The 24,836-nt window shown below is 41.5% G+C and carries 25 protein-coding genes; 22 read left to right on the plus strand and 3 right to left on the minus strand.

Going from position 1 to position 24,836, the window contains the following annotated elements; genetic code table 11:
• Positions 1–98 precede the first annotated feature (98 nt).
• Both D8854_RS04330 and mnmG read left to right on the plus strand, forming a co-directional pair.
• Positions 99–1,046, plus strand: a complete 948-nt coding sequence (locus D8854_RS04330) for a hypothetical protein (RefSeq protein WP_125449874.1) — start codon at positions 99–101, stop codon at positions 1,044–1,046.
• Positions 1,036–2,949, plus strand: a complete 1,914-nt coding sequence (gene mnmG / locus D8854_RS04335) for a tRNA uridine-5-carboxymethylaminomethyl(34) synthesis enzyme MnmG (protein ID WP_125449876.1) — start codon at positions 1,036–1,038, stop codon at positions 2,947–2,949. Before D8854_RS04330 ends, mnmG begins: the two co-directional genes overlap by 11 nt.
• A 139-nt stretch (positions 2,950–3,088) precedes the next feature.
• On the opposite strand, the gene rnjA is transcribed toward mnmG, so the two are convergent.
• A complete protein-coding gene (gene rnjA / locus D8854_RS04340; protein WP_042903034.1) occupies positions 3,089–4,771 on the minus strand; it encodes a ribonuclease J1 in 1,683 nt (560 codons plus the stop codon).
• A 1-nt stretch (position 4,772) separates the two neighbouring features.
• Positions 4,773–5,006, minus strand: a complete 234-nt coding sequence (locus tag D8854_RS04345) for a DNA-dependent RNA polymerase subunit epsilon (RefSeq protein WP_000639585.1) — start codon at positions 5,004–5,006, stop codon at positions 4,773–4,775.
• Positions 5,007–5,296: 290 nt separating this feature from the next.
• Here D8854_RS04345 and D8854_RS04350 point away from each other — a divergent pair, with 290 nt between their 5' ends.
• The 17 genes from D8854_RS04350 to dltD all read left to right on the plus strand — a co-directional run bounded on the left by D8854_RS04350 (position 5,297) and on the right by dltD (position 20,362).
• Positions 5,297–5,512, plus strand: a complete 216-nt coding sequence (locus tag D8854_RS04350) for a hypothetical protein (protein ID WP_000492020.1) — start codon at positions 5,297–5,299, stop codon at positions 5,510–5,512.
• 481 nt (positions 5,513–5,993) lie between these two features.
• The gene (tsaB, locus tag D8854_RS04360) at positions 5,994–6,677 is read left to right on the plus strand and encodes a tRNA (adenosine(37)-N6)-threonylcarbamoyltransferase complex dimerization subunit type 1 TsaB (protein WP_125449880.1); all 684 of its coding nucleotides are present in this window, start codon (positions 5,994–5,996) and stop codon (positions 6,675–6,677) included.
• Positions 6,674–7,111, plus strand: coding sequence for a ribosomal protein S18-alanine N-acetyltransferase (gene rimI, locus D8854_RS04365; RefSeq protein ID WP_125449882.1), 438 nt, complete (start codon positions 6,674–6,676; stop codon positions 7,109–7,111). Before tsaB ends, rimI begins: the two co-directional genes overlap by 4 nt.
• Positions 7,101–8,111, plus strand: a complete 1,011-nt coding sequence (gene tsaD / locus D8854_RS04370) for a tRNA (adenosine(37)-N6)-threonylcarbamoyltransferase complex transferase subunit TsaD (protein ID WP_125449884.1) — start codon at positions 7,101–7,103, stop codon at positions 8,109–8,111. The genes rimI and tsaD overlap by 11 nt, the downstream gene beginning before the upstream one ends.
• Positions 8,112–8,214: 103 nt before the next feature.
• Positions 8,215–9,078, plus strand: coding sequence for an Rgg/GadR/MutR family transcriptional regulator (locus tag D8854_RS04375; protein WP_125449886.1), 864 nt, complete (start codon positions 8,215–8,217; stop codon positions 9,076–9,078).
• Positions 9,079–9,193: 115 nt separating this feature from the next.
• A complete protein-coding gene (locus D8854_RS04380) occupies positions 9,194–9,862 on the plus strand; it encodes a CPBP family intramembrane glutamic endopeptidase (protein WP_125449888.1) in 669 nt (222 codons plus the stop codon).
• Positions 9,863–10,054: 192 nt separating this feature from the next.
• Positions 10,055–10,729: a CPBP family intramembrane glutamic endopeptidase gene (locus D8854_RS04385; RefSeq protein WP_125449890.1), complete on the plus strand. Its 675-nt coding sequence runs from the start codon at positions 10,055–10,057 to the stop codon at positions 10,727–10,729.
• 181 nt (positions 10,730–10,910) lie between these two features.
• Positions 10,911–11,513 carry a hypothetical protein gene (locus D8854_RS04390; RefSeq protein ID WP_125449892.1) on the plus strand — a complete coding sequence of 201 codons (603 nt, stop codon included), beginning with the start codon at positions 10,911–10,913 and terminating at the stop codon, positions 11,511–11,513.
• A gap of 143 nt (positions 11,514–11,656) precedes the next feature.
• Positions 11,657–12,352 (plus strand): AzlC family ABC transporter permease, encoded by a 696-nt coding sequence (locus D8854_RS04395; protein WP_125449894.1) that lies wholly within the window; start codon positions 11,657–11,659, stop codon positions 12,350–12,352.
• Complete coding sequence (locus D8854_RS04400; protein WP_000253936.1) at positions 12,342–12,665, plus strand: AzlD domain-containing protein; 324 nt, start codon at positions 12,342–12,344, stop codon at positions 12,663–12,665. Before D8854_RS04395 ends, D8854_RS04400 begins: the two co-directional genes overlap by 11 nt.
• A 103-nt stretch (positions 12,666–12,768) precedes the next feature.
• Positions 12,769–13,599, plus strand: coding sequence for an amino acid ABC transporter substrate-binding protein (locus D8854_RS04405; RefSeq protein ID WP_004254995.1), 831 nt, complete (start codon positions 12,769–12,771; stop codon positions 13,597–13,599).
• 153 nt (positions 13,600–13,752) lie between these two features.
• On the plus strand, positions 13,753–14,607 hold the full coding sequence (locus D8854_RS04410) for a MetQ/NlpA family ABC transporter substrate-binding protein (RefSeq protein ID WP_084872386.1): 855 nt from the start codon (positions 13,753–13,755) through the stop codon (positions 14,605–14,607).
• Between the two features lie 98 nt (positions 14,608–14,705).
• Positions 14,706–16,079, plus strand: a complete 1,374-nt coding sequence (locus D8854_RS04415) for a M20 family metallopeptidase (RefSeq protein WP_000231829.1) — start codon at positions 14,706–14,708, stop codon at positions 16,077–16,079.
• Positions 16,072–17,133, plus strand: a complete 1,062-nt coding sequence (locus D8854_RS04420) for a methionine ABC transporter ATP-binding protein (protein ID WP_045617843.1) — start codon at positions 16,072–16,074, stop codon at positions 17,131–17,133. Before D8854_RS04415 ends, D8854_RS04420 begins: the two co-directional genes overlap by 8 nt.
• Position 17,134: 1 nt before the next feature.
• Complete coding sequence (locus D8854_RS04425) at positions 17,135–17,827, plus strand: methionine ABC transporter permease (RefSeq protein WP_000137506.1); 693 nt, start codon at positions 17,135–17,137, stop codon at positions 17,825–17,827.
• Positions 17,828–17,987: 160 nt separating this feature from the next.
• Positions 17,988–19,142 (plus strand): D-alanyl-lipoteichoic acid biosynthesis protein DltB, encoded by a 1,155-nt coding sequence (dltB, locus tag D8854_RS04430; RefSeq protein WP_084872387.1) that lies wholly within the window; start codon positions 17,988–17,990, stop codon positions 19,140–19,142.
• A gap of 47 nt (positions 19,143–19,189) precedes the next feature.
• Positions 19,190–20,362, plus strand: a complete 1,173-nt coding sequence (gene dltD / locus D8854_RS04435) for a D-alanyl-lipoteichoic acid biosynthesis protein DltD (RefSeq protein WP_084872389.1) — start codon at positions 19,190–19,192, stop codon at positions 20,360–20,362.
• A 174-nt stretch (positions 20,363–20,536) separates the two neighbouring features.
• On the opposite strand, the gene D8854_RS04440 is transcribed toward dltD, so the two are convergent.
• Positions 20,537–21,106 (minus strand): MptD family putative ECF transporter S component, encoded by a 570-nt coding sequence (locus D8854_RS04440; protein ID WP_125449896.1) that lies wholly within the window; start codon positions 21,104–21,106, stop codon positions 20,537–20,539.
• A gap of 133 nt (positions 21,107–21,239) precedes the next feature.
• Here D8854_RS04440 and D8854_RS04445 point away from each other — a divergent pair, with 133 nt between their 5' ends.
• From D8854_RS04445 to D8854_RS04455, 3 genes are read left to right on the plus strand one after another with little or no spacing between them, the layout of a single operon-like run.
• The gene (locus D8854_RS04445) at positions 21,240–21,854 is read left to right on the plus strand and encodes a YesL family protein (RefSeq protein ID WP_125449898.1); all 615 of its coding nucleotides are present in this window, start codon (positions 21,240–21,242) and stop codon (positions 21,852–21,854) included.
• Complete coding sequence (locus D8854_RS04450) at positions 21,832–23,502, plus strand: sensor histidine kinase (protein WP_125449899.1); 1,671 nt, start codon at positions 21,832–21,834, stop codon at positions 23,500–23,502. Before D8854_RS04445 ends, D8854_RS04450 begins: the two co-directional genes overlap by 23 nt.
• Before the next feature lie 12 nt (positions 23,503–23,514).
• The gene (locus D8854_RS04455) at positions 23,515–24,801 is read left to right on the plus strand and encodes a response regulator transcription factor (protein WP_125449901.1); all 1,287 of its coding nucleotides are present in this window, start codon (positions 23,515–23,517) and stop codon (positions 24,799–24,801) included.
• Positions 24,802–24,836: the final 35 nt, after the last annotated feature.

A 24,836-nucleotide genomic window follows, 5' to 3' on the forward strand; every position in this document is an offset into this window, starting at 1 on the left:
AGAAGTGATGGTCAAAGCTCATGGATGTTGCAGGCTTTTTTGTCCTGCACTCCTTACGAGTTTTGACTGTTTTTGTGTGATTTCATGGGGGAAATTAAATGTATATCAATAACTTAAGTTACGAATTGTATAAATTTGTGTTAAAATTTTTGAAATTGCAGAAGTCTAGCTATACAAAAAAAGGAAAAATGTTAATTTTTTTTGCAAGCGCAGCACTTGTTTTTTATCTGATTTTTGTAGCAACAATTCTATTTAAAAATATTTTGGGTATTAAGATTTCAGCAGCTCTTATGTTTGTATCAGTATGTGTGACTATCTACTGCATTTCTCTTTTTAATAAAGAACAACAGAAGATCAATCATATGAAAGTACAATTGCAAAAATATAGATGTTTTAAACAGAAGTTTCATGAAGAGTACAGGATAGAGGTAGAGGGAAGCTTATTACAGAAGACAATTGACGAACTATCAAAGAGTATTGAATTAGAAATAGAAAGAAGTAAATATACATTTGATAAAATATTGTCAATTATGACACTAACACCTATTTTAGCAGTGTTTTTAAGTTTTGGGAAAGTTCCTGATAGCAATCAATATGATCCTTCCTTTATAGTTATAGCTATAGCAATTGTTTTTATAACAGTAGTAGGAATTCATTTTTTTACCAAAAGTATTTATTTTCCTCAATTTAAGGAAGTTGAGAAGAAACAGAGAGTTTTATCCTTTTTAACAGGATGTTTGTTAGAACTTAAAATAAATGATGATAGTTTAGAAGATATTGAAAAAAATGAAGAGGATGAAGTGGAAATTTTAGATTCTGAAAATAGAAACTTAGATTGTAATATACGAATATTATTTGGTGTGTTTTCTTATTACAATAGTTATGTAAATGAGGAACATAAGCTATCAATAAGTTTTTTGTGGGGTATGTTGAAAATAGATTTCACAAAAACAAAAACTCAAAGAGAATGTAATATTAAGTTTTTATGGAAACTGATTGATATTTGTAGAAAAAGTGAGTGGAATAGGAGAGAAAATGACTTATAATTTTACGGAAGAATACGATATTATTGTAATCGGTGCGGGACATGCTGGAGTCGAGGCTTCCTTGGCTGCCAGCCGTATGGGCTGTAAGGTCTTGCTTGCGACCATCAACATCGAAATGCTGGCTTTCATGCCTTGTAACCCTTCTATCGGTGGTTCTGCCAAGGGGATTGTCGTGCGTGAAGTCGATGCCCTCGGTGGCGAGATGGCCAAAACCATTGACAAGACTTACATCCAGATGAAGATGCTCAACACAGGGAAGGGGCCAGCTGTCCGTGCCCTTCGTGCGCAGGCTGATAAGGAACTTTACTCTAAGGAAATGCGCAAGACAGTTGAAAATCAAGAGAATCTGGCCCTTCGTCAAACCATGATTGATGAGATTTTGGTGGAAGATGGTAAGGTTGTCGGTGTGCGTACAGCGACCCATCAAGAATATGCTGCTAAGGCTGTTATCGTGACGACAGGAACTGCCCTCCGTGGGGAAATTATCATCGGAGATCTCAAGTATTCGTCAGGTCCTAACCACAGCCTAGCTTCGATTAACCTCGCTGACAACCTCAAGGAACTGGGCCTCGAAATCGGTCGTTTCAAGACAGGAACCCCTCCACGCGTCAAGGCTTCCTCTATCAACTACGATGTGACAGAGATTCAGCCAGGAGACGAAGCGCCTAATCACTTCTCCTACACTTCACGGGATGAGGACTATGTCAAAGATCAGGTGCCGTGTTGGTTGACCTATACCAACGGTACCAGTCATGAGATTATCCAAAACAACCTCCACCGTGCGCCTATGTTTACAGGTGTGGTCAAGGGAGTGGGACCTCGCTACTGTCCGTCAATTGAAGACAAGATTGTGCGCTTTGCGGACAAGGAACGCCACCAACTTTTCCTTGAGCCAGAAGGGCGCAATACAGAGGAAGTTTATGTTCAAGGCCTATCAACCAGTCTGCCTGAGGATGTCCAACGTGACTTGGTTCATTCCATCAAAGGGTTGGAAAATGCAGAGATGATGCGAACAGGTTATGCCATTGAGTACGATATGGTCTTGCCTCACCAGTTGCGTGCGACTCTGGAAACCAAGAAAATCTCAGGCCTCTTTACTGCTGGTCAGACAAATGGAACGTCAGGTTACGAAGAAGCTGCTGGGCAAGGGATTATCGCAGGTATCAATGCAGCTCTGAAAATCCAAGGCAAGCCAGAGTTGATTTTGAAACGAAGCGATGGTTACATCGGGGTGATGATTGACGACTTGGTGACCAAGGGCACCATTGAACCTTACCGTCTCTTGACCAGTCGTGCTGAATACCGTCTCATCCTCCGTCATGACAATGCCGATATGCGTTTGACAGAGATGGGGCGCGAGATTGGCCTCGTTGATGATGAACGCTGGGCTCGTTTTGAAATCAAGAAAAATCAATTTGACAATGAGATGAAACGCCTAGATAGTATCAAACTCAAGCCAGTCAAGGAAACCAATGCCAAGGTTGAGGAGATGGGCTTCAAGCCGTTGACAGATGCAGTGACAGCCAAAGAATTTCTCCGTCGACCAGAAGTTTCTTACCAGGATGTGGTAGCCTTCATCGGACCAGCTGCTGAGAACTTGGATGACAAGATTATCGAATTGATTGAAACAGAAATCAAGTACGAAGGCTATATTTCCAAAGCTATGGACCAGGTTGCCAAGATGAAACGCATGGAAGAAAAACGCATTCCAGCTAACATCGACTGGGATGATATTGACTCGATTGCGACAGAAGCTCGCCAGAAGTTCAAACTCATCAATCCAGAAACCATCGGCCAAGCTAGCCGTATTTCAGGAGTAAACCCAGCAGATATTTCTATTTTGATGGTGTATCTTGAAGGTAAAAACCGTAGTATTTCTAAAACTCTTCAAAAATCAAAATGATACGTCGTCGGCTTCGGCTCACCTAACTTAAGTTATGCTTTCGCCTAGCCTTCTAGTCTGATTTCGATTTTTATTGAGTTTTAATCTCAAAAGAAAGCATAGAGAAAAACAGCTCCGAAGACGGGGCTGTTTTGTTGGTTTATTCTTCTTCATCTGGTGTGAGGATCATCGGGATGATAATCGGTTCACGTTCTGTATTTTCATAGAGGAAGGGGCGAATAGCGTTGACGATGGCACCATTGACAGATTGCACGCTAGCGTCCTTGTTCTTCAGTGCGATACGAATAGCATTGAAGAGGATGCGCTGGCTTTGGCGAATCAAGTCTCCAGACTCTCGCATGTAGACAAAGCCTCGGCTGAGGATATCAGGCCCAGACAAGATCATTTTAGACTTGAAGTCAACAGTTGCGACTGCTAGAACGACACCGTCTTCAGATAGATCACGACGATCTTTGAGGACAGCTGCGCCGATTTCACCGATACGATTTCCATCGACATAGATGTCTTGGGCATTGAAGTGACCTGCGATACGAGCAGAATTAGCAGTAAGAGCAAGCACATCGCCATTGCTCATGATAAAGATATTGTCCTTCTCAACACCAGTATCCACTGCGAGTCCAGCGTGGACTTTCTGCATGCGGTATTCACCGTGGACAGGCATGAAGTATTTGGGCTTGATCAAGCGGAGCATGAGTTTTTGCTCTTGCTGACCACCATGTCCAGAGGTGTGGATATTGTTAATCTTACCGTGGATGACTTCGACACCAGCTTCTGAGATAATGTTAATCAGCTTGTTGACGCTAGTGGTGTTTCCAGGGATAGGACTTGAAGAGAAGATAACAGTATCGCCGGGTTGGAGTTGCACCTGACGGTGGGTTCCGTTAGCGATACGAGAGAGGGCTGCCATCGGCTCGCCTTGACTACCTGTACAGAGGATCAGAACCTCACCTGCAGGATAGTCTTTGATTTCATTTGGCTCGATAAAGGTTCCCTTAGGAGCTTTGATGTAGCCAAGCTCGATACCGTTGACAATGGCCTTTTCCATCGAACGTCCAAAGACAGCAATCTTGCGTCCAGTCTTAACTGCAGCATCCGTTGCTTGCTGGAGACGGAAGATATTTGAGGCAAAGGATGCAAAGATGATGCGTCCTTCGATGCCTTGGATGATCTTCATGATGGACTGACCAACGACTTTTTCAGAGTTGGTAAAGGTCGGTACTTCCGCATTTGTCGAGTCAGAGAGGAGACAGAGAACGCCTTCTTCACCAAGAGCTGCCATCCGGTGCAAGTCCGCAGGTTCCCCAACTGGAGTAAAGTCAAACTTAAAGTCACCCGTACAGACGATTTTCCCTTGAGGGGTATGAATGACAATCCCTAAAGGCTCTGGAATGGAGTGAGTGGTTCTAAAGAAAGTTGCCTTGAGATTTTTAAAGGTCAACTCAGTGTTGTGGTTGATTTCGTAAAGTTTGGCGTTGCGCAAGAGGCCGTGTTCTTCGAGCTTTCCACGGATCAAAGCCAAGGCAAGTGGCCCAGCGTAGATAGGGACATTTGCTTGCTTGAGCAGGAAAGGAATCCCACCGATGTGGTCCTCATGTCCGTGTGTAATCAAAACAGCCTTGACGCGGTCGATATTGTCCACGATGTAAGAGTAATCAGGGATAACGTAGTCGATACCCAGCAAGTCATCTTCTGGGAATTTAATCCCAGCATCGACGATGATAATCTCGTCTTGGTATTCAATTCCGTATGTGTTTTTCCCGATTTCTCCCAGACCACCGATGGCAAAAACGCCGACTTCTTCAGGTTTAAGAGTGTAGACCATATTAGAACTCCGTAATCTCGAAAGCGCCAGTTTCTTTTTCGTAATCTAGCAATTTGTCAGACAAGAGTTCGATGAATTCGATGTTGTACTCTGGGCGGTTTTCTTCGACAAGTTGGCGAGCAGCGATACGGCCCTCAAGTTCTGAGCTGGCATCGATGTCTAGGTAAAGTGAGCGTGTTGTTTCACGACGTGGGCTACGTTCTTTTGTTTCTTGATAAAAAACTTTGTAAATCATATAGTTCCTTTCTATTTACAGGTCAGCTTATTCCAAACTTTTAGTAGAGATTTGCTTGATTTCATTCCATTTTGTGTCTAGATTGACCTTGATTCGTTACAATTATTTCAATTATACCACAAAATGAAAAATTAGTAAAAGACGGGAAATGAGAAAGTCGTGAGGGTAAGAAGGAGCAAAAAGACAGGTAGGATTTGGTCGGAGAGCGCTTAGGTGTTATAATGGAAAGAGAAAGGGAAGTTTATGGATGGGAATATTCCCTATAGCTTTTAAAACAAGGAGGATTAAGAATGTTTAGTTTGTTTGAATTTGCGATTGGGGTTCGCCTCTTGATGTTTATAGTTTTTGTAGCCTGTGTATACGGTGGAAATCTTATTTTTACGTATCTAGAACACCGCAAAACAAAATTCCTTTGGAAGCTTGCTTTTGTGACACTCTATTCAATTTTTCTCCTTCTTGTCACCTATGTTGTCTGGCTCGTTTTTCACTTTGGTTTAAATGTTTGAGCTCAATTATTCATCTAAATATACAGAAAAACCACCTCGTCTTGATAGATGGGGCGGATTTTTCTATTTTCAGGTGATATCCTTATGTTTTCGATGATGATTTCTCGCATCGAAAATCGAGTTGAAACATAAAAAGAAAACAATACAAACCGATAAATCAATTGGCAAGGGGATTCTGATTATGTTTAAATCATTGAAAATGCTGAGCAAACTGTAAGAGACGAAGAGAATAAAATTTACCCTTCTAAAAATGTGTCTTTTATCTAGCATGACTTATCTAAACTTCTTACGAAGAACCTTTCAATTGCCTTGTTCACTTTTCTATTCGGAAAAGATAGGAAAAATGTAACTTTTTTTTTGAATTTTTTGTGCCTTCCTCTTTGTCTCAGTGGTAAGGCTTTTTGTTTCAAAGCAAAGAAAATTCCCATGCCGCTGGCTTTTGTAGTATAATAGTAAACAGACAAAAAGATAGGAATGTGTTATGAAAGTATTAGCTTTTGATACGTCCAGCAAGGCTCTTTCTCTCGCTATTTTAGAGGACAAGCAAGTTCTTGCCGAGACTATGATCAATATCAAGAAAAATCACAGTATTACTCTCATGCCTGCTATCGATTTTTTGATGGCAAGTTTGGATTGGACCCCCAAGAACTTGGATCGAATCGTGGTGGCGGAAGGGCCAGGTAGTTATACTGGCTTGCGAATTGCGGTAGCAACTGCCAAGACACTGGCTCATACTCTGAACATCGAGTTGGTTGGCATGTCTAGTCTCTTGGCTCTGGTGCCGCGCCAACAGGAAGGCTTGCTTGTTCCCTTGATGGATGCACGTCGTAACAATGTGTATGCAGGGTTTTATGAAAATGCTCAGCCTGTGTTTCCAGAAGCGCACTTGTCTTTTGCGGAAGTACTAGAGAAGGTCAAGGATGCTGAACAGGTGACCTTTGTCGGAGAAGTTGGAGCCTTTGTGGAGCAGATTCAAGAACAGCTACCACAAGCTATCTACCAAGAAACCCTGCCAAATGCAGCTAATCTAGCTCTTTTGGCCTGGGATAAGGAAGCAGGCTCCTTACACGACTTTGTGCCGAATTACCTCAAGCGTGTTGAAGCTGAGGAAAACTGGCTCAAGAACCACACCGAGTCTGGCGAGTCTTACATTAAACGCTTATGATTGAAATCAAACGAATTCAAGGACAGCCTGAACTAGCTCAAGCCATCTATGCTGTCATGGCAGCTGTTTACCCAGTCAGCCCTTGGACGCTGGAACAAATCCAATCAGACCTGTCCAAAGACCAGACTTGGTATGCTGTGGCTTTGGACGGTTCAGAAGTGATTGGTTTTCTAGCTGTTCAGGAGAATCTATTTGAGGCAGAAGTCCTGCAAATTGCTGTCAAAGGAGCCTATCAGGGTCAGGGAATTGCGTCAGTCTTGTTTGCAACATTGCCGACAGATAAGGAGATTTTCCTCGAAGTCAGAAAGTCAAATGGACGAGCGCAAGCATTTTACAAGAAAGAAAAGATGGCGGTCATCGCTGAGCGAAAGGCCTACTACCATGACCCAGTCGAGGACGCCATCATCATGAAGAGAGAAGTAGATGAAGAATAGATATATTTTAGCATTTGAGACATCCTGTGATGAGACCAGTGTCGCCGTACTGAAAAATGACGATGAGCTCTTGTCCAATGTCATTGCGAGTCAAATTGAGAGTCACAAACGTTTTGGGGGCGTAGTGCCAGAAGTGGCCAGTCGTCACCATGTCGAGGTTATTACAGCCTGCATCGAGGAGGCATTAGCAGAAGCAGGGATTACCGAAGAGGATGTAACAGCTGTTGCGGTCACCTACGGACCAGGATTGGTCGGAGCACTGCTAGTTGGTTTGTCAGCTGCCAAGGCCTTTGCTTGGGCGCATGGTCTGCCACTTATCCCCGTCAACCACATGGCGGGCCACCTCATGGCAGCTCAAAGTGTCGAGCCTTTGGAGTTTCCCTTGCTAGCTCTCTTGGTCAGCGGTGGGCACACGGAGTTGGTCTATGTTTCTGAGGCTGGGGATTATAAGATTGTTGGGGAAACGCGGGACGATGCGGTTGGTGAGGCCTATGATAAGGTAGGCCGTGTCATGGGATTGACCTATCCAGCAGGTCGCGAAATTGACGAGCTGGCTCATCGGGGGCAGGATATTTATGATTTCCCTCGTGCCATGATCAAGGAAGACAATCTGGAGTTTTCCTTCTCAGGTCTCAAGTCTGCCTTTATCAATCTTCACCACAATGCTGAGCAAAAGGGAGAAAGCTTGTCCAAGGAAGACCTGTCAGCATCTTTCCAAGCAGCAGTCATGGATATTCTCATGGTAAAAACCAAGAAAGCTTTAGATAAATACCCTGTTAAAACCCTTGTTGTCGCAGGTGGTGTGGCGGCCAATAAAGGTCTTAGAGAACGCTTGGCAGCCGAAATCACTGATGTCAAGGTCATTATTCCACCCCTACGCCTCTGCGGAGACAATGCAGGTATGATTGCCTATGCCAGCGTCAGCGAGTGGAATAAAGAAAACTTTGCAGACTTGGACCTTAATGCCAAACCGAGTCTCGCCTTTGATACCATAGAATAAAGAGTCAGCTTGAGGCTGGCTTTTTAACTCCGGAAAATGTCAGAATATTTTGACATAAATGTAAAAATGATGATATAATATGTAAAAATTAGGAGGTGGTCAGATGATTGAGAGAATGGAATTGGGAGAATTTTACAAGGAATTACGTTTGGCGAGAAAACTCAAGCAATCAGATGTGGCTTGTGAGGGTCTGACAGCATCCCAGCTATCCAAGTTTGAACTGGGCCAGTCTATGCTGTCTGCAGATAAGCTGATTCTAGCTATCCAAGGGATAAATGTGACCTTCGATGAGTTTGGACACAAGCTTAATAACTATCAAGAATCCCCGCATATGCGAATCGGTCGAAAGGTTGTGGATCGTTTTGCCCATCAAGATATGGCTGGCTTAGAGCAACTATTAGAGGAAGTCGAGCAGGAACAGATGGCACAGACTTATCGTCGTTTGAATGCTATTGTGATCAAAGATGCTATCCATTCCTTAGATAAAAGGTATCCGTTAGAAGAGGAGGATAGCGAGTTTTTGACCACCTATCTCTATGCTATCGAGTCTTGGACCTGGTTTGAACTCTATCTTTTTTGCAATACCATGCCTTTCTTAAGTAATCAAGATCTGATTTTTTTATCCACCTCTTTACTTGAAAAATCCAAGGAATTTAAAGAGTTGGTACACAATCAATTGTATATGAAAAGTGGTTATCTTAATATCATCTCAGAGCTCATGGAGCGCAAACTTTTTTCCTATATCCCAATCTTCGAAGCCGAGTTGGAGAGTATGCTCCGGCCATATGATGTTTTTGAGAAAGTATCATTGCAGTTTTTAAAGAAGATGAGTATTTTCCTTCAAACTAAGGGAAGCAATCAAAAAGAGATTGAACACTTTATCCAATCTCTGCAAGTATTAGAAAATCCCCAATTAACAGCTCTTTTTGAATTGCGTTTTCAGCAATTCAAAGAGCTTATAGATTAATCCACTATCGCAAATGAGAGATTTCTATGAGAAAAAATGTCAAATATGCGATTTACTAAAATGCGGTGGTTTCCGTGTTATACTATCCTTATTTCATAGTATAGGAGAAAATAGGATGAAAAAGATAATCTCACGCTACTACTTGTTTATAGCTATTCTACTTGTCATTGCTGACCAGTTCTTGATTCGTCTGGTCTTACACAGCGACCTTGTTGCTGGTCTATCTGACTTTGCCTATTATTTGTCGGATATGCTGTTGAATTTTCTTGTGGTTCTGCTTGCTATTATTGTTATGATTTGGTCAGGGAAATGGCAGAAAATCAACAGTAGAAAATTTAAAGGGGTTTATCTTTTCTATTCCTTCCTAGCTCTTCTTGCTTTTGTTATTTGGAATTTCGTCACATTTTATCTTTTCCCATCTACCAAAAATGAAATTGCTTATCAACTGGATGTTCCTACTTTTACGGGAGCAACGGCATTTTTGATGTATGTTTTCTATCCTGTGATTGCAGGTCCCATTTTTGAAGAGATGATTTATCGTGGGTTGGTGATGACCGCTCTGGAAAAAGGGAAGAAGTGGGGACTGGATGTGCTCGGTTCGGCTGCTTTGTTTGGAATCTTGCACATTAGTAACCACGGTTGGGTTTTGACGGACTTTTTCGTATATATGGGTGGCGGTCTCATATTTGCAGTCTTATTTAGAGTGACAAAGTCCATTTATTGGCCTATTGGGCTGCACATAGTCTACAATGGCATTGGTCAGATTCTCCCCTTGTTGTTTTAGAATTTTTCAAGAATCCTAATTAGACAAAGAAAATACTAGCTGTAACATAAAAAATTCCTGAGTAAGTTCTAATAGAGTCAGTTTGTAGTGCTGGACCAAGCCCTTACGGAGTACGGAGCTTTTGATTGGATGAAAGGACTCTGGGCAGGTTTGGCTGAAAGAAGACGTAAATAAAACTTAAAAGGATCAACTATGAAAGGGAAAGAAACGAAATTTTATCTAGGGACCATTTTGGTGCTTGTGTCCTATTACTTGATTTTTAATCTTGTAGCAAAATTAGACTCAGTGAACCAATTATCCGACTTTGGATTTTATGGGATTCAAATTTTATTGATAGTAATTGAGGGAATTGCTGCTACTGCACTTCTTGTAAAGAGTCAACGTTGGAAAGAGTACGGTCGATTCGAGTTTCGTTGGTCCTATCTGGGTATCTTCTTTCTTTCCTTTATATTGATGTTTTTGTGGGTAAATACAACGACTCGGATCTTTCCCAGCATGCAAAATGGGAGTGCAATAGTGAAAGAAGCAGCTAATTTGACAGGAATTAGTTACTTTATAACGCGCATTTTATACGGTAGTCTCATTGCTCCTATAGTTGAAGAGTTGGTTTTTCGGGGGCTTCTGATGACATCCCTAACTAAATTTAAAAAATACTATGTTGACATAATTGTCTCCTCGACTCTATTCAGTCTTATCCATGTTTTGCAATATGGATGGGTGATAACAGACTTCATCATTTATGCAGGAGCAGGTCTGCTACTCTGTATGCTCTTTCGTTATACACGTTCAATTTATTGGTCAATGGCACTCCACATCTTGTGGAATAGCTTTTTAATTATCGTCAGCTTATTGATGTTTGGGTATTAGGCTTGGCAGAATTTTTTACATCACATAGATAAGGCTGGCTTCCCAGTCTTTTTCTTATTATGACGGTTTGTTACTGACTCTTGCTAAATTTAAAACAAAAAGAAGCATTTTTAAAATCCAATCACGGAATTCGATTCTATCAAAGTTTGTCAGTCTGAGAGTTTTTTAGTATAGTAGGTATATGAGAAACAAAATAATAAACAGTTTGCTTGCTCTAGGAGCTCTTTTCCTGATTTTAACAGCTTGCCAGAATTTTAAACAGACACAACTGGTCTTGTTTGAAACACTTTCATTCAATATGCCCCTTAAATCCTTTGAAGAAGTATTTGGAGAGGCTAGTGAAGTGGTGGAGGAAACAGAGATAGCCTATCGGGACACTTGGCGTGCAGAAGATCCCTATTTCTATAAAACGGGACGTCTTTTCTATGATTACGAAAATATTGCTTTGAATGGTTATACAGGTCGAGCAAGATTCACATTTTCAAAATCACATCGCTTGGAAGAAGCGACAGTTCATATTCCTGTAGCTTCAAAAGGGGAGCAATATGTAGTGCTCAACAATCTATCCCAGACTATAAAAAAAGAACTTGAAGCTCTTCCAGATTACCAGTCTATGACCACTGATCCGGTAGGACTATACGATGACGGCTATCGCTATAAAGTCAAGTTGAAAGGACAAAGGAGAGAATTCTGGATCGATGTTTATCCGACAGAAGATGAAGATGCTAAAGAAATTGAAGATAAAAAGTATACTATTCGGGTGGATCAGTTTAGTATGCATTAATAACACTCATGGGATTTCAGCATTTTTTACTAGCTCCAAGTTTCAAACTCTAAACTTTTTTCTCTTCTATGAATGTGTTATAATAGTTCTCGCTGTGGCTGTGACCTTGAACAGCCTCAAACGAAGAAAATAAGAGGAGAGAGATGAAAGAAAAAGGATTTTGGGAAGGTGTTCAGGCTGCTATGCCGACTGCCCTTGGGTATGTCAGTATCGGACTGGCATGTGGGATTATTGGTGCACCCTATGTAACACCTGTTGAGATGGGTTTGATGAGCCTCTTTGTTTATGCTGGGAGTGCCCAGTTTGCCATGCTGGCACTGATTGCTGTACAGGCACCTGTGGCAGCCATTGCTATGACGGTCTTTTTGATCAATTTACGCCTCTTTTTGCTGAGTCTGCATGCGTCGACTTATTTCCGTCATACCAGTCTCTGGCAAAATATCGGCATGTCCAGTCTCCTGACAGATGAAACCTATGGGGTTTTGATGGGAGAATTAGCCCATACAGACAAGGTCAATCCTATGTGGATGCACGGGAACAATCTCAATAGTTATGTAGCCTGGTTTATTGGGACAGTGGCGGGGACGGCTTTAGGTGGCCTTCTTCCAAATCCTGAAGTCTTTGGCTTGGACTTTGCCCTTGTTGGGATGTTTATCGGGATTTTTACTTCACAATTTCAGATTATGCAAAGACGGGTTCCTGTACGGAATCTGCTACTAATCCTAGCCGTTGTTGCGGTGTCCTTCTTTTTGCTCTTGACAGTAGTGTCTCAGTCGCTAGCTGTTTTGTTTGCGACCTTGCTAGGTTGTACCATGGGGGTGGTCTTAGATGGTCAGTAAATATCTTTTGTTAGCCGTTATCTTTTCAGGCCTAGTGACTTGGATTCCCCGTATGATTCCCTTCATCTTGGTTAAGTACAAGGGCTTGCCAGCTATCGTCGAGCGGTTTTTGAAGTTTTTGCCTGTTTCCATTATCTTTGCCTTGATCCTTTCAAGCGTAGTGACTGGCAAAGTTGGCAGTCTCCCTCAAATCAAATGGCTGGACTTTTTAGCAGTCTTTCCAACGGCTTGGGTAGCCTTTCGCTACCGCAATCTAGTAGGTACGGTTCTTTTTGGGGTAGTCTTGATTGCAGTCTTGCGTCTGGTCTTTTAAATCAGCCATAAAAAAAACCTATCACCGAGATAGATATCATATAATGGCAAAAAAAAATATTTTCTGTTAAGATAGTAAAGTATTCTATTTTGGAGGAAATGACATGAAAAAAATCGTTAAATACTCATCTCTTGCTGCTCTAGGACTTGTGGCTGCAGGTGTGTTAGCAGCTTGCTCAGGTGGTGCGAAAAAAGAGGGAGAAGCAGCTAGCAAGAAAGAAATTATCGTTGCAACTAATGCTACACCAAAACCATTCAACTATGAAGAAAATGGCGAATTGACTGGTTACGAAATTGAAGTGGTTCGCGCTATCTTTAAAGACTCTGACAAGTATGATGTCAAGTTTGAGAAGACAGAGTGGTCAGGAGTCTTTGCAGGACTTGATGCTGACCGTTACAATATGGCTGTTAGCAACATCAGCTACACTAAAGAACGTGCTGAAAAATACCTTTATGCAGCTCCAACTGCTAAAAACCCTAACGTTCTTGTAGTGAAAAAAGATGACCCTAGCATCAAATCGCTTGATGATATCGGTGGAAAATCAACAGAAGTTGTTCAAGGGACAACTTCTGCTAAACAGCTAGAAGACTACAACAAACAACATTCAGATAATCCAACTGTCCTAAAGTATACTAAAGCGGACTTCCAACAAATCATGGGACGCTTGAGCGATGGCCAGTTTGACTACAAGATTTTTGATAAAATCGGTGTTGAAACAGTCATCAAGGACCAAGGTTTGGACAACTTGAAAGTCATTGAACTTCCAAGCGACCAACAACCTTACGTTTACCCACTTCTTGCTAAAGGTCAAGATGAGTTGAAAACATTTGTAGACAAACGTATCCAAGAACTCTACAAAGACGGAACTCTTGAAAAGTTGTCTAAACAGTTCTTCGGAGACACTTATCTCCCAGCAGAAGCTGATATTAAATAAGTTTGTAAATCATCCATTCTCTCGTAGGTGGATGATTTTGCAACTTCTAGACTTATAGTTTCAAACTATATGTCTGCCTATCTAATAACAATTTGCGAAATCAAATAAAGTATGAGATACTATTACGGTATTATTTTTAAAGGAGAAAGAATCATGAAAATTAAAAAATGGTTAGGCGTAGCAGCTATTGCTACAGTAGCAGGCCTTACACTTGCAGCTTGCGGAAATTCAGACAAGAAAGCAGACAATACAACTACAGTTAAAATTGCGACTGTTAACCGTAGTGGCTCAGAAGAAGCACGTTGGGACAAAGTCCAAGAATTAGTTGAAAAAGACGGCATTAAATTGGAATTCACAGAGTTTACAGATTACTCACAACCAAACAAGGCAACTGCTGATGGTGAAGTAGACTTGAACGCTTTCCAACACTACAACTTCTTGAACAACTGGAACAAAGAAAACGGGAAAGACCTTACAGCGATTGCAGATACGTACATCTCACCAATCCGCCTTTACTCAGGTAAAAATGGTGAAGAAAACAAGTACACCAAAGTGGAAGAAATCCCAGATAAGGGTGAAATCGCTGTACCAAACGATGCAACAAACGAAAGCCGTGCGCTTTACTTGCTTCAATCAGCTGGTTTGATCAAATTGGATGTTTCTGGAACTGCTCTTGCAACAGTTGCTAACATCACAGAAAATCCAAAGAACTTGAAGATTACTGAATTGGACGCTAGCCAAACAGCTCGTTCATTGTCATCAGTTGATGCTGCTGTTGTAAACAATACCTTCGTTACAGAAGCAAAATTGGACTACAAGAAAGCACTCTTCAAAGAGCAAGCTGATGAAAACTCAAAACAATGGTACAACATCATCGTTGCGAAAAAAGATTGGGAAACATCACCTAAGGCTGATGCCATCAAGAAAATTATCGCAGCTTACCACACTGATGAAGTGAAAAAAGTTATCGAAGAGACATCAGACGGTTTGGACCAACCAGTTTGGTAATAAGACACAGGGAGGTGGGAGAGAGTTTCCACCTCTTGCTTTTGTATAGAGCATGAATTGTAAAGAAGACTATAGGTTCATAGAAAGGTAGAGAGAATATGGTTTTTCCTAGCGAACAAGAACAGATTGAAAAATTTGAAAGGGATCATGTAGCCCAGCATTATTTTGAGGTTTTGCGTACCTTGATTTCTAAGAAATCAGTCTTTGCCCAGCAGGTTGGACTGAAGGAAGTTGCCAACTATCTGGGTGAGATTTTCAAGCGTGTAGGGGCTGAAGTGGAGATTGATGAGACTTATACGGCTCCCTTTGTCATGGCGCATTTCAAGAGTTCGCGTCCGGATGCCAAGACCTTGATTTTCTATAACCACTATGACACCGTGCCAGCGGATGGGGATCAGGTCTGGACAGAGGATTCCTTTACGCTTTCGGTCCGCAATGGTTTCATGTATGGGCGTGGGGTTGATGATGATAAGGGTCATATCACAGCTCGTTTGAGTGCTTTGAGAAAATATATGCAGCATCATGATGACCTGCCTGTCAATATCAGTTTTATCATGGAAGGAGCGGAGGAATCGGCTTCAACAGACCTAGATAAGTATCTGGAAAAACATGCGGACAAACTCCGTGGGGCGGACTTGCTAGTCTGGGAACAAGGGACCAAGAACGCCTTGGAACAGCTTGAAATCTCTGGCGGAAACAAGGGAATTGTAACCTTTGATGCCAAGGTAAAAAGTGCTGATGTGGATATCCACTCGAGTTATGGTGGTGTCGTGGAGTCAGCGCCGTGGTATCTTATCCAGGCTCTAAGTAGTCTGCGAGCTGCTGATGGATGTATCTTGGTAGAAGGCTTGTACGAGGATGTTCAAGGGCCAAATGAACGAGAACTAGCCTTGGTAGATACCTATGCCCAACGCAATCCTGAGGAAATTAGTCGCATTTATGGTTTGGAATTGCCTCTCTTACAAGAGGATCGTGCAGCCTTTCTAAAACGGTTCTTTTTCGAGCCGGCCCTTAATATCGAAGGGATTCAGTCAGGTTATCAAGGGCAAGGGGTTAAAACGATTTTGCCAGCAGAAGCCAGTGCTAAGTTAGAGGTTCGTTTGGTTCCTGGCCTAGAACCGCATGATGTTCTGGAAAAAATTCGGAAACAGCTAGACAAAAATGGCTTTGATAAGGTAGAATTATACTATACCTTGGGAGAGATGAGCTATCGAAGCGATATGAGCGCGCCAGCTATTCTCAATGTGATCGAGTTGGCTAAGAAATTCTATCCACAGGGCGTTTCAGTTTTGCCGACAACAGCGGGGACAGGCCCCATGCATACGGTCTTTGATGCCCTAGAGGTACCAATGGTGGCCTTCGGTCTAGGAAATGCCAATAGCCGAGACCATGGTGGAGATGAAAACGTGCGAATCGCCGATTACTACACCCATATTGAATTAGTAGAGGAGCTGATTAGAAGCTATGAGTAGAGATATTATCAAGTTAGATCAGATTGATGTGACTTTTCACCAAAAGAAGAGAACCATCACAGCGGTCAAGGATGTGACCATTCACATCCAAGAAGGGGATATCTACGGAATCGTTGGATATTCTGGAGCAGGGAAATCAACCCTTGTACGGGTGATTAACCTCTTGCAAAAGCCATCTGCTGGGAAAATTACCATTGATAACGACGTCATTTTTGATGGCAAGGTGACCTTGACAGCAGAGCAGTTGCGTCGTAAGCGTCAAGACATTGGGATGATTTTCCAGCATTTCAACCTGATGAGTCAAAAGACAGCAGAGGAAAATGTGGCCTTTGCCCTTAAACACTCTGGACTCAGCAAGGAAGAAAAGAAAGCTAAAGTAGCTAAGTTGTTAGACTTGGTTGGCTTGGCGGATCGTGCTGAAAACTACCCTTCACAACTATCAGGAGGGCAAAAACAGCGTGTGGCCATTGCGCGTGCCTTGGCAAATGATCCGAAAATTTTGATTTCAGATGAGTCAACGTCTGCCCTTGACCCTAAGACAACCAAGCAGATTTTGGCTTTGTTGCAAGATTTGAACCAAAAATTAGGCTTGACTGTTGTTTTGATTACGCATGAAATGCAGATTGTCAAAGATATTGCCAACCGTGTGGCAGTTATGCAGGATGGCCGTTTGATTGAAGAGGGCAGTGTCCTTGAAATCTTCTCAGATCCTAAACAGCCTTTGACCCAGGACTTTATCTCAACTGCGACAGGTATTGATGAAGCCATGGTCAAGATAGAGAAGCAAGAAATCGTAGAGCATTTATCTGAGAACAGTATCTTAGTGCAGCTCAAGTATGCAGGTGCTTCGACAGACGAACCACTTTTGAATGAATTGTACAAGCGTTACCAAGTAACGGCTAATATCCTCTATGGAAATATCGAAATTCTCGATGGGACTCCTGTTGGAGAATTGGTTGTGGTCTTGTCAGGTGAAAAAGCAGCACTAGCAGGTGCTCAAGATGCCATCCGTCAGGCTGGTGTGCAGTTAAAAGTATTGAAGGGAGGACAGTAAGATGACAGAGTTGATTCAAACTTATTTACCAAATGTCTATAAGATGGGCTGGGCTGGTCAGGCAGGCTGGGGAACGGCTATCTACCTAACTCTTTATATGACAGTTTTTTCCTTCATCATCGGAGGGTTCTTGGGGCTGGTAGCAGGTCTCTTCCTTGTCTTGACAGCGCCAGGCGGTGTCTTGGAAAATAAGGTTATCTTTTGGATTTTAGACAAGATCACCTCCATTTTCCGTGCGGTTCCTTTCATCATCCTCTTGGCAATCATGTCGCCACTTTCTCACTTGATTGTCAAGACTAGTATCGGTCCAAATGCAGCCCTTGTGCCACTTTCTTTTGCGGTCTTTGCCTTCTTTGCCCGTCAGGTGCAGGTGGTCTTGGCTGAACTGGATGGCGGTGTCATTGAGGCGGCTCAAGCGAGCGGAGCGACCTTCTGGGACATCGTGGGTGTTTACCTATCAGAAGGTCTGCCAGATTTGATTCGTGTGACGACAGTGACCTTGATTTCCCTTGTTGGGGAAACAGCTATGGCGGGAGCAGTTGGTGCTGGTGGTATCGGTAACGTGGCCATTGCCTATGGCTTCAACCGTTACAATCACGATGTGACTATCTTAGCAACCATCATTATCATCTTGATTATCTTTACGATCCAGTTCTTGGGAGATTTCTTGACCAAGAAATTAAGTCATAAATAAATGGAAGGAGCCCAACGGGACTCCTTTTTGTTTTCTCACCGAAATGCAAGAAGAGTAAAGCTTCTTTTTAGAAATATGCTATAATAAAGAAAGGTTCCTCAATTAGCAAATCAGAAAGTTTGCTGTCGAAGGGATGATAATGTAAAGGAGTTTGGCTGGTATGAATTATTTCGAGGGGAATGATTTCTTCCTTCTCTTGTTTGTAGTTTTACTGATTGGTTTTGTGGTAAACTTTTTTGAAAAACGTAAGGACTACTATATTTTGACGCTCTCCCTCTTATTTGCAGGAGCTATCTATGGTAAGAGTCGAGCGATGATGGTCTATTTGCTCGCCTTTATTGTTTACCAGTATTTTCTGGTTTTTCTAGCACAGAGGATAGAGGCAAAGCGGCTGAAACCACTGGTTTTCCTTTCCATTCTTCCTTTGGTAATCAATAAAGTCTTTGCCCTGACTTCTCTGCATTTGTTGGCCTTTATTGGAATTTCTTACATGTCCTTTAAGACCATTCAGATCATGCTAGAAATATCGGATGGCTTGATCAAAGAAAAAATCAGTGTAAAAGATTATCTACAGTTTTTGCTCTTTTTCCCAACAGTTAGTGCTGGTCCAATTGATCGGAGTAGGAGATTTTTAAAAGAGATAAACGAGGTCATGCCCCGAAAAGAGTATCTAGAGTTAGCAGGGGACGGTGTGTATCGTATCGTTCTAGGCCTTCTTTACAAGGTTGTTTTATCAACCTATGTTTACCAGATGTTACTCGCTCTAAATAATACTGGCACAGTCGTTTATTCAATCAAGTATATGTACCTCTATACCTTGTATCTGTTCTTTGACTTTGCAGGCTATAGTCTAATGGCCGTTGGAAGTAGCAACATTCTAGGTATTCAGACACCGATGAACTTTAACAAACCTTTCTTGAGTGTTGATATCAAGGATTTCTGGACCAGATGGCATATCACCTTGTCGACCTGGCTGAGAGATTTTGTATTTTCAAGAGTATTGATGCAGGTTATCAGGAAAAAATGGTTCAAAAATAGACTACACAATGCAACCTATGCCTATATGGTCAATATGTTGGTCATGGGTTTTTGGCATGGTCTTAGCGTTAGCTACATTGTTTATGGTTTTTACCATGGTGTCTTGATGGCTGGATTTGAAGTGTATCAAAAGAAAAGCAATTTTTATAAGAAAAATAAAAACAAAAACTGGTATAAGCTACTAAGTTGGTTTGTGACCATGCATTTGGTTTTGATTGGTTTCTTTATCTTTTCAGGTGAACCCTATAAAATCTTACTGACGATTTTAAAGAGATAAGAGATTGAAAAGAAATCGGCTAGATCGAAGGGATAGGATAAAACGAGATGATTAAATTAAAAGCATTTTTACTATCGCTTGTGCTCGTAATTGCGACGCTTGCCCTTTTAAATGTGACGTATGTCAAGAAGATTGATGATTATTATAAAGTCAAGGATAACAGTATTCGTTATAGCACCTCGTATGAAAAGTATAAAAGTAGAGATATTCTAACAAGCAATATCACCCCCAATACACTGGTTCTAATGGGTTCCTCAGAGTTGGTCGCAACGATAAATGAAGATTATCATCCAAATAAAATTTTTAACTACAACGATTTTAATATCATGCAGATTGGGACCAGTTATTCTCAAAACATCATTCAGGCTTCTACTTTAGCTTCTATTGAAGGATCTATGAGTAAGCGAAAAGTAGCTATAGTAGAGTCGGTTCAGTGGTTTGAAAAAGATGGGACCCATCAAGATGCCTTTTTGAACAAGGCTTCTCAGGAACATATTTTCCACATGCTAGATAATGACAAGATTAGTAAGGAAACGAAAGAAAAACTAATCAATCGCATTATCGAGATTACCAAAGGAAACAAGCAACAAAACGACATCTACAAAAAATATAAAAGTTATTTCATAGATGGAAAAGGAACCATTGTTGATAAAAAACTATTAGAGTTCGATAAGGCGATGTATTCCTTTAAGCTCAAACAGACTTTTTATCAAAAACATGCCAAATCAGATTATCCTTCACTAGGAGACAAAACCCCAGACTATGATTGGCAGAAGATGACGGATCAGTTTGTAGAAGAGGTCAAAAAGAAAACAGACAATAATGACTATGCTGTTGATAATAACTACTACAATACTTACTTAAAAGACCGCTATGCATCACTGAAAGATTCTAATAAAGATTTGAGTTACCTAGAGTCACCAGAGTATTCAGATATGGAACTTTTCTTGACAGTTGCTAAGGAATTGGGCATTGAAGTTGAGGTTATTATTTTCCCAGTAAACGGGAAATGGAACGACTACACTGGTGTCTCAAGAGAAATGCGAGAAAAAACTTATAAAAAAATAGAAGATGTCGCAAAAAGCCATGGTGCAACGGTACTAAACTATGGAAACAGAGAGTATGATGATTACTTTTTATTTGACGTGATGCACGTTGGAGTGAAAGGATGGATGGAAGTTGAAAAAGAACTTTACAAATTTGCAAACCAAGCTAACTAACACACAGCGTTTAATCTTGTGGACACTATTTTTCTATACGGTTATCTTAAGCATCGTGATTTACTGTTTTGTGACCGATTTTTCGAATATTCAAGAATTTATCTATAGTGAATTCTAAGATTGTATACAAAAAGGCCCTGGAACTAGGCATTGCTAGTCTTCAGGGCTTTTACGTTACATTTTATCGGTGATTTTTTGACTTAGAAATTGCCCAACCACAGCCCCAATCAAGGCACCTAGGAGGATGCTTGAAACAAAGAGAAGGATTTTGTCCAACTCTGGAGCGACCATGATACGGTCAATGTATTCTTGGGATTTCCCACGCGCAAGTAAGGTTGCCACGTAAGCTTTGGGACGGATCCACATGAGGAAGATAGGGCCACTTGTGCTAAAAGCAAAGACGAGGAAGGAGAGGGTGTTTTTGATTCGATCTCTGTAGTTTCCGAGACGAGCGATGGCATCTGCTGCAAGACCACAGGCGATAGCTGGTAGAAAAGCGCCAGCGCCGTGTTTACTAGCTAGAAAAAAGAGAGCCATAAAGAGTCCGAGAGTGGTAATCGCTCCAAAACGAGGAACCTTTGCCAAAAGAAGCATATAGACACTGCCACCGACAAGGGCAGAAAAGGCAGGCGCGTAGAACATATTGCCCGTTGAATCCACCAAGTGTCCAAGTAATACTCCGATTCCTAGACAGAGGAAGTAGAGGACGACGGCTAAGAGGGTAGTTAAGATATTTTTCTTCATGAGAATCTCCTTATATAAAACTGTCAAAATCAATTGTATCACGCTTTTAGAGGATTGTAAATGGGAGCTCTATGTTTTTGAAAACGTTTGAAATATGATATAATAGTTACATAGTTGTTTTAAGGAGGATATCATGGGAAAGTTTCTAGAATTCGTCTTTAATCGTTTCTTTTTAGGAATGATTGCGACGGCTTTTTTCTGGTTATTGACACTAGCAGGAGGTGTGGTCTTTGGTTTGGCACCAGCTAGTGCAACTCTTATGAGTTTATATGCGGAGCACGGTTATACTTATCGAGCTTATAGTTTGAAAGAAGCTTGGGAATTGTATAAGAGTAACTTTGTCAAGAGCAACCTAGCTTTCTATAGTTTTGTACTTGTAGATCTAGTCTTAGTCTATGGTTTGTACCTTTTGATTCAATTGCCTCACCAGACTATTTTTCATCTCTTGGCGACCTTTCTCAATATCCTTGTTGTTGCCTTTGTTTTTTTGGCTTATACCGTTTCATTGAAACTCCAAGTCCACTATGAGCTCTCTTATCGAAATACTGTAAAGCTCGCTCTTATCGGGATTTTTATGAATTTGCCGGCAATTGCCAAGGTTTTATTTGGTACGGTCATGCTTGTAGGAATTGGTTACTATATGCCTGCCCTCCTCTTTTTCGTAGGAATTGGTGTATGGCATTTCTTTATCAGTGATATGTTGGAACCTGTATATGAAAGTATCCATGAAAAATTGGCGACAAAATAAAATGAAGCCGTTCTGGCTCCACTCGCTCTTGCGTATCTATACCTTGGTGATGATTGTCATCATTGCAAGTTTTGCGGTCATGCTCTCCTATGCTGACTGGAGTTCCCGTGAAAAAGAAGCCCAGCGAGTAGCTCAACGTGTAACGACTCGAACAGTGAGTGAGATTGAATATTACCACAGGGAGTCGACTCAGCTAGCGCAGGAACTGGTTGAAAATCGAGCACGGATTGAAGGGATTTACAAGTATTTTAGTCTGAGTACATCGGATTATTTTTACTGGCTGTTGCAACGTAAAGCGTCTCCCTATGTCTCAGTATCCTTGTATGAAAACATTGATGATTTGTATGTAAGAAATGACTTTGTGACAGGTGTTGCAATTGTTTTGCAAGACTATAAGGAAGTCTACGTTTCTACTAGAGAGAAACGTAGCGGGGAGAAAATTCTTGCTGAGGATTTCAAACCAGCAGCCAATAGTTTTGCCATACCAGTACTTGATCCTAACTCCGATCAGTCTCTAGGTGTTATTTACGTTTCTTTATCACAGGATGTACTTTACCAAGCAATTGATAATACTCGCGGTCTGATTCCTGTGGCTGTGACGATCACCTCCCCTTTTGATACTGAATTGTTTCATATAGGGGAAAATGTAGTAGCTGAACGGGAAAATTGGATTGTTGGTTTGACATCACATGGCTATCAAGTCCAATCAGCAGTTCCCAAGGATTTTGTTCTTACTGGGACTTTAACTAGTTCCGCTGTTATTGTTGGTTTGAGTGTTCTCTTTATTATTATTTTATATGTGACCTTGAGGCAGACCTTCTCCAATTACCAAAGGCAGGTTGTGGACTTGGTGGAGTCTATCGAGGTTATTGCTCAAGGAGAAGAGGGACTTCGGATCGATACTTCTGAAAAAGATCAGGAATTGCTTCTCATTGCAGAAACCACCAATGATATGTTGGATTGCTTGGAAAAAAATATCCACGATATCTATCAGCTAGAGCTCAGCCAAAAGGATGCCAATATGCGAGCCCTACAGGCTCAAATCAATCCTCACTTTATGTACAATACTCTGGAGTTTTTACGGATGTATGCCGTCATGGAAAGCCAAGATGAACTGGCGGATATTATCTATGAATTTAGCAGTTTACTACGCAATAATATCTCCGATGAGCGGGAAACGACGCTGAAGCAAGAATTAGAATTTTGTCGCAAATACAGCTATCTCTGTATGGTGCGTTATCCAAAGTCAGTTGCCTATGGTTTTAAGATTGCACCCGAATTAGAAAATATGAGGATTCCCAAGTTTACGCTCCAACCATTGGTAGAAAACTACTTTGCCCACGGTATTGACCACCGCCGAACAGACAATGTGATCAGTATTAAGGTTTTGAAGGGTGAGGGATTTGTTGAAATCTTAGTAGTAGACAATGGTCGCGGGATGACTGCTGAGAAACTAGCTAGCTTGCAAGAAAAACTAACTCAGAGAAGTTTTGAGCACGAGGCAAGCTATAGCGGAGAGCGACAATCAATTGGAATAGTCAATGTACACGAACGCTTTGTCCTCTATTTTGGGGATCGCTACCAAATCAGTGTCGAGTCAGCTGAGCAAGAAGGTGTTCGTTACCGTATTACTATTCAAAATGAATAGAAAGGAAGGGAAATGTATAAAGTTTTATTAGTAGACGACGAGTATATGGTGACAGAGGGGCTCAAGCGATTAATCCCCTTTGAAAAATGGGATATGCAAGTCGTCGCAACAGCCAATCATGCTGATGATGCTTTAGACTATGTCAAGGAAAATCCAGTAGATGTGATCATTTCCGATGTCAATATGCCAGATAAGACAGGGCTTGAGATGATTAAGGAAATGAAGGAGCTGCTTCCAGATACCTATTATATCTTGCTGTCAGGTTATCAGGAGTTTGAGTACGTCAAAAAAGCCATGAATCTTAGTGTCGTGGATTATCTGGTGAAGCCAGTGGATAAGGTGGAGTTGAGTCATCTATTAGAAAAAATTGCGCGACAGCTTCAAGAAAAGGTGGAGCAAAGTCAGACCCTAAGTCAAGAATTGGATGAGACAGGATTTACTAACTACCTGTCAGGTAAAGACAGCTGGTGGATTGGTCTATCCAAGGAAAAGCAGGGCTCTTTTACCATTCCTTACTATGTTTTGGGACAAGACTGGCAGATTTTTATCTCTGATCAACCACTAGATGGAATCGTAGTGACGCCTTTTGTAGCGCCCTACCAACAAGCCTTTGAAAAATGGAAGATCAACGCAGAAAAAGCCCTCTTTTACGGTTCTGTCAATCTAGAAAAATCCGAGAGTCTATTTGCTTATTACGAACCGATTTATCGCGTGATTATCCAAGGAAATATCAATCAAATCATCGAGGAATTAACCCTACTGGAGAAGGTTGTCTTAGAGAACACACCGCGCGTGGCTATCACCAAACAGCTCTTCACCCAGTTTGTCATGGATGTCTTCCACTTGTTTGAGCACTTAAAAGCGGATGATATGACCGAGATTGTCAAAGCTATCCATGCCATTAACACCTTTGAAGAATTGGTTGCCTATATCAAAGAAACCTTGACCAAGTTCTTTGGCCAGTACCGCATGAATGAAAATGTGGTGAGTGTTCTGGAGGTGATTGGGCGTGATTATCAGAAAGAGCTCTCGCTTAAGGATATCAGCAAAGATCTCTTTATCAATCCTGTCTACCTCGGTCAGTTAATCAAGCGAGAAACCAACTCAACCTTTGCTGAACTGCTCAACAAACAGCGGATCAAGGCGGCGCAACAGCTCTTGCTTTCAACCAATGATAGTATTGAAGATGTTTGCTATGCTGTTGGTTACAGTAATGTTGGATATTTCTACAAGGTCTTCCGTAAATTGTGCGGAAAATCACCAAAAGCTTACCGCAAACAAGTCGAAAGTTCCCTGTAAAACTTGTATTTACGTGCAAAAAATGCTATAATGTC

The organism is Streptococcus mitis, assembly GCF_003943905.1.
Classification (GTDB): Bacteria; Bacillota; Bacilli; order Lactobacillales; family Streptococcaceae; genus Streptococcus; species Streptococcus mitis_BC.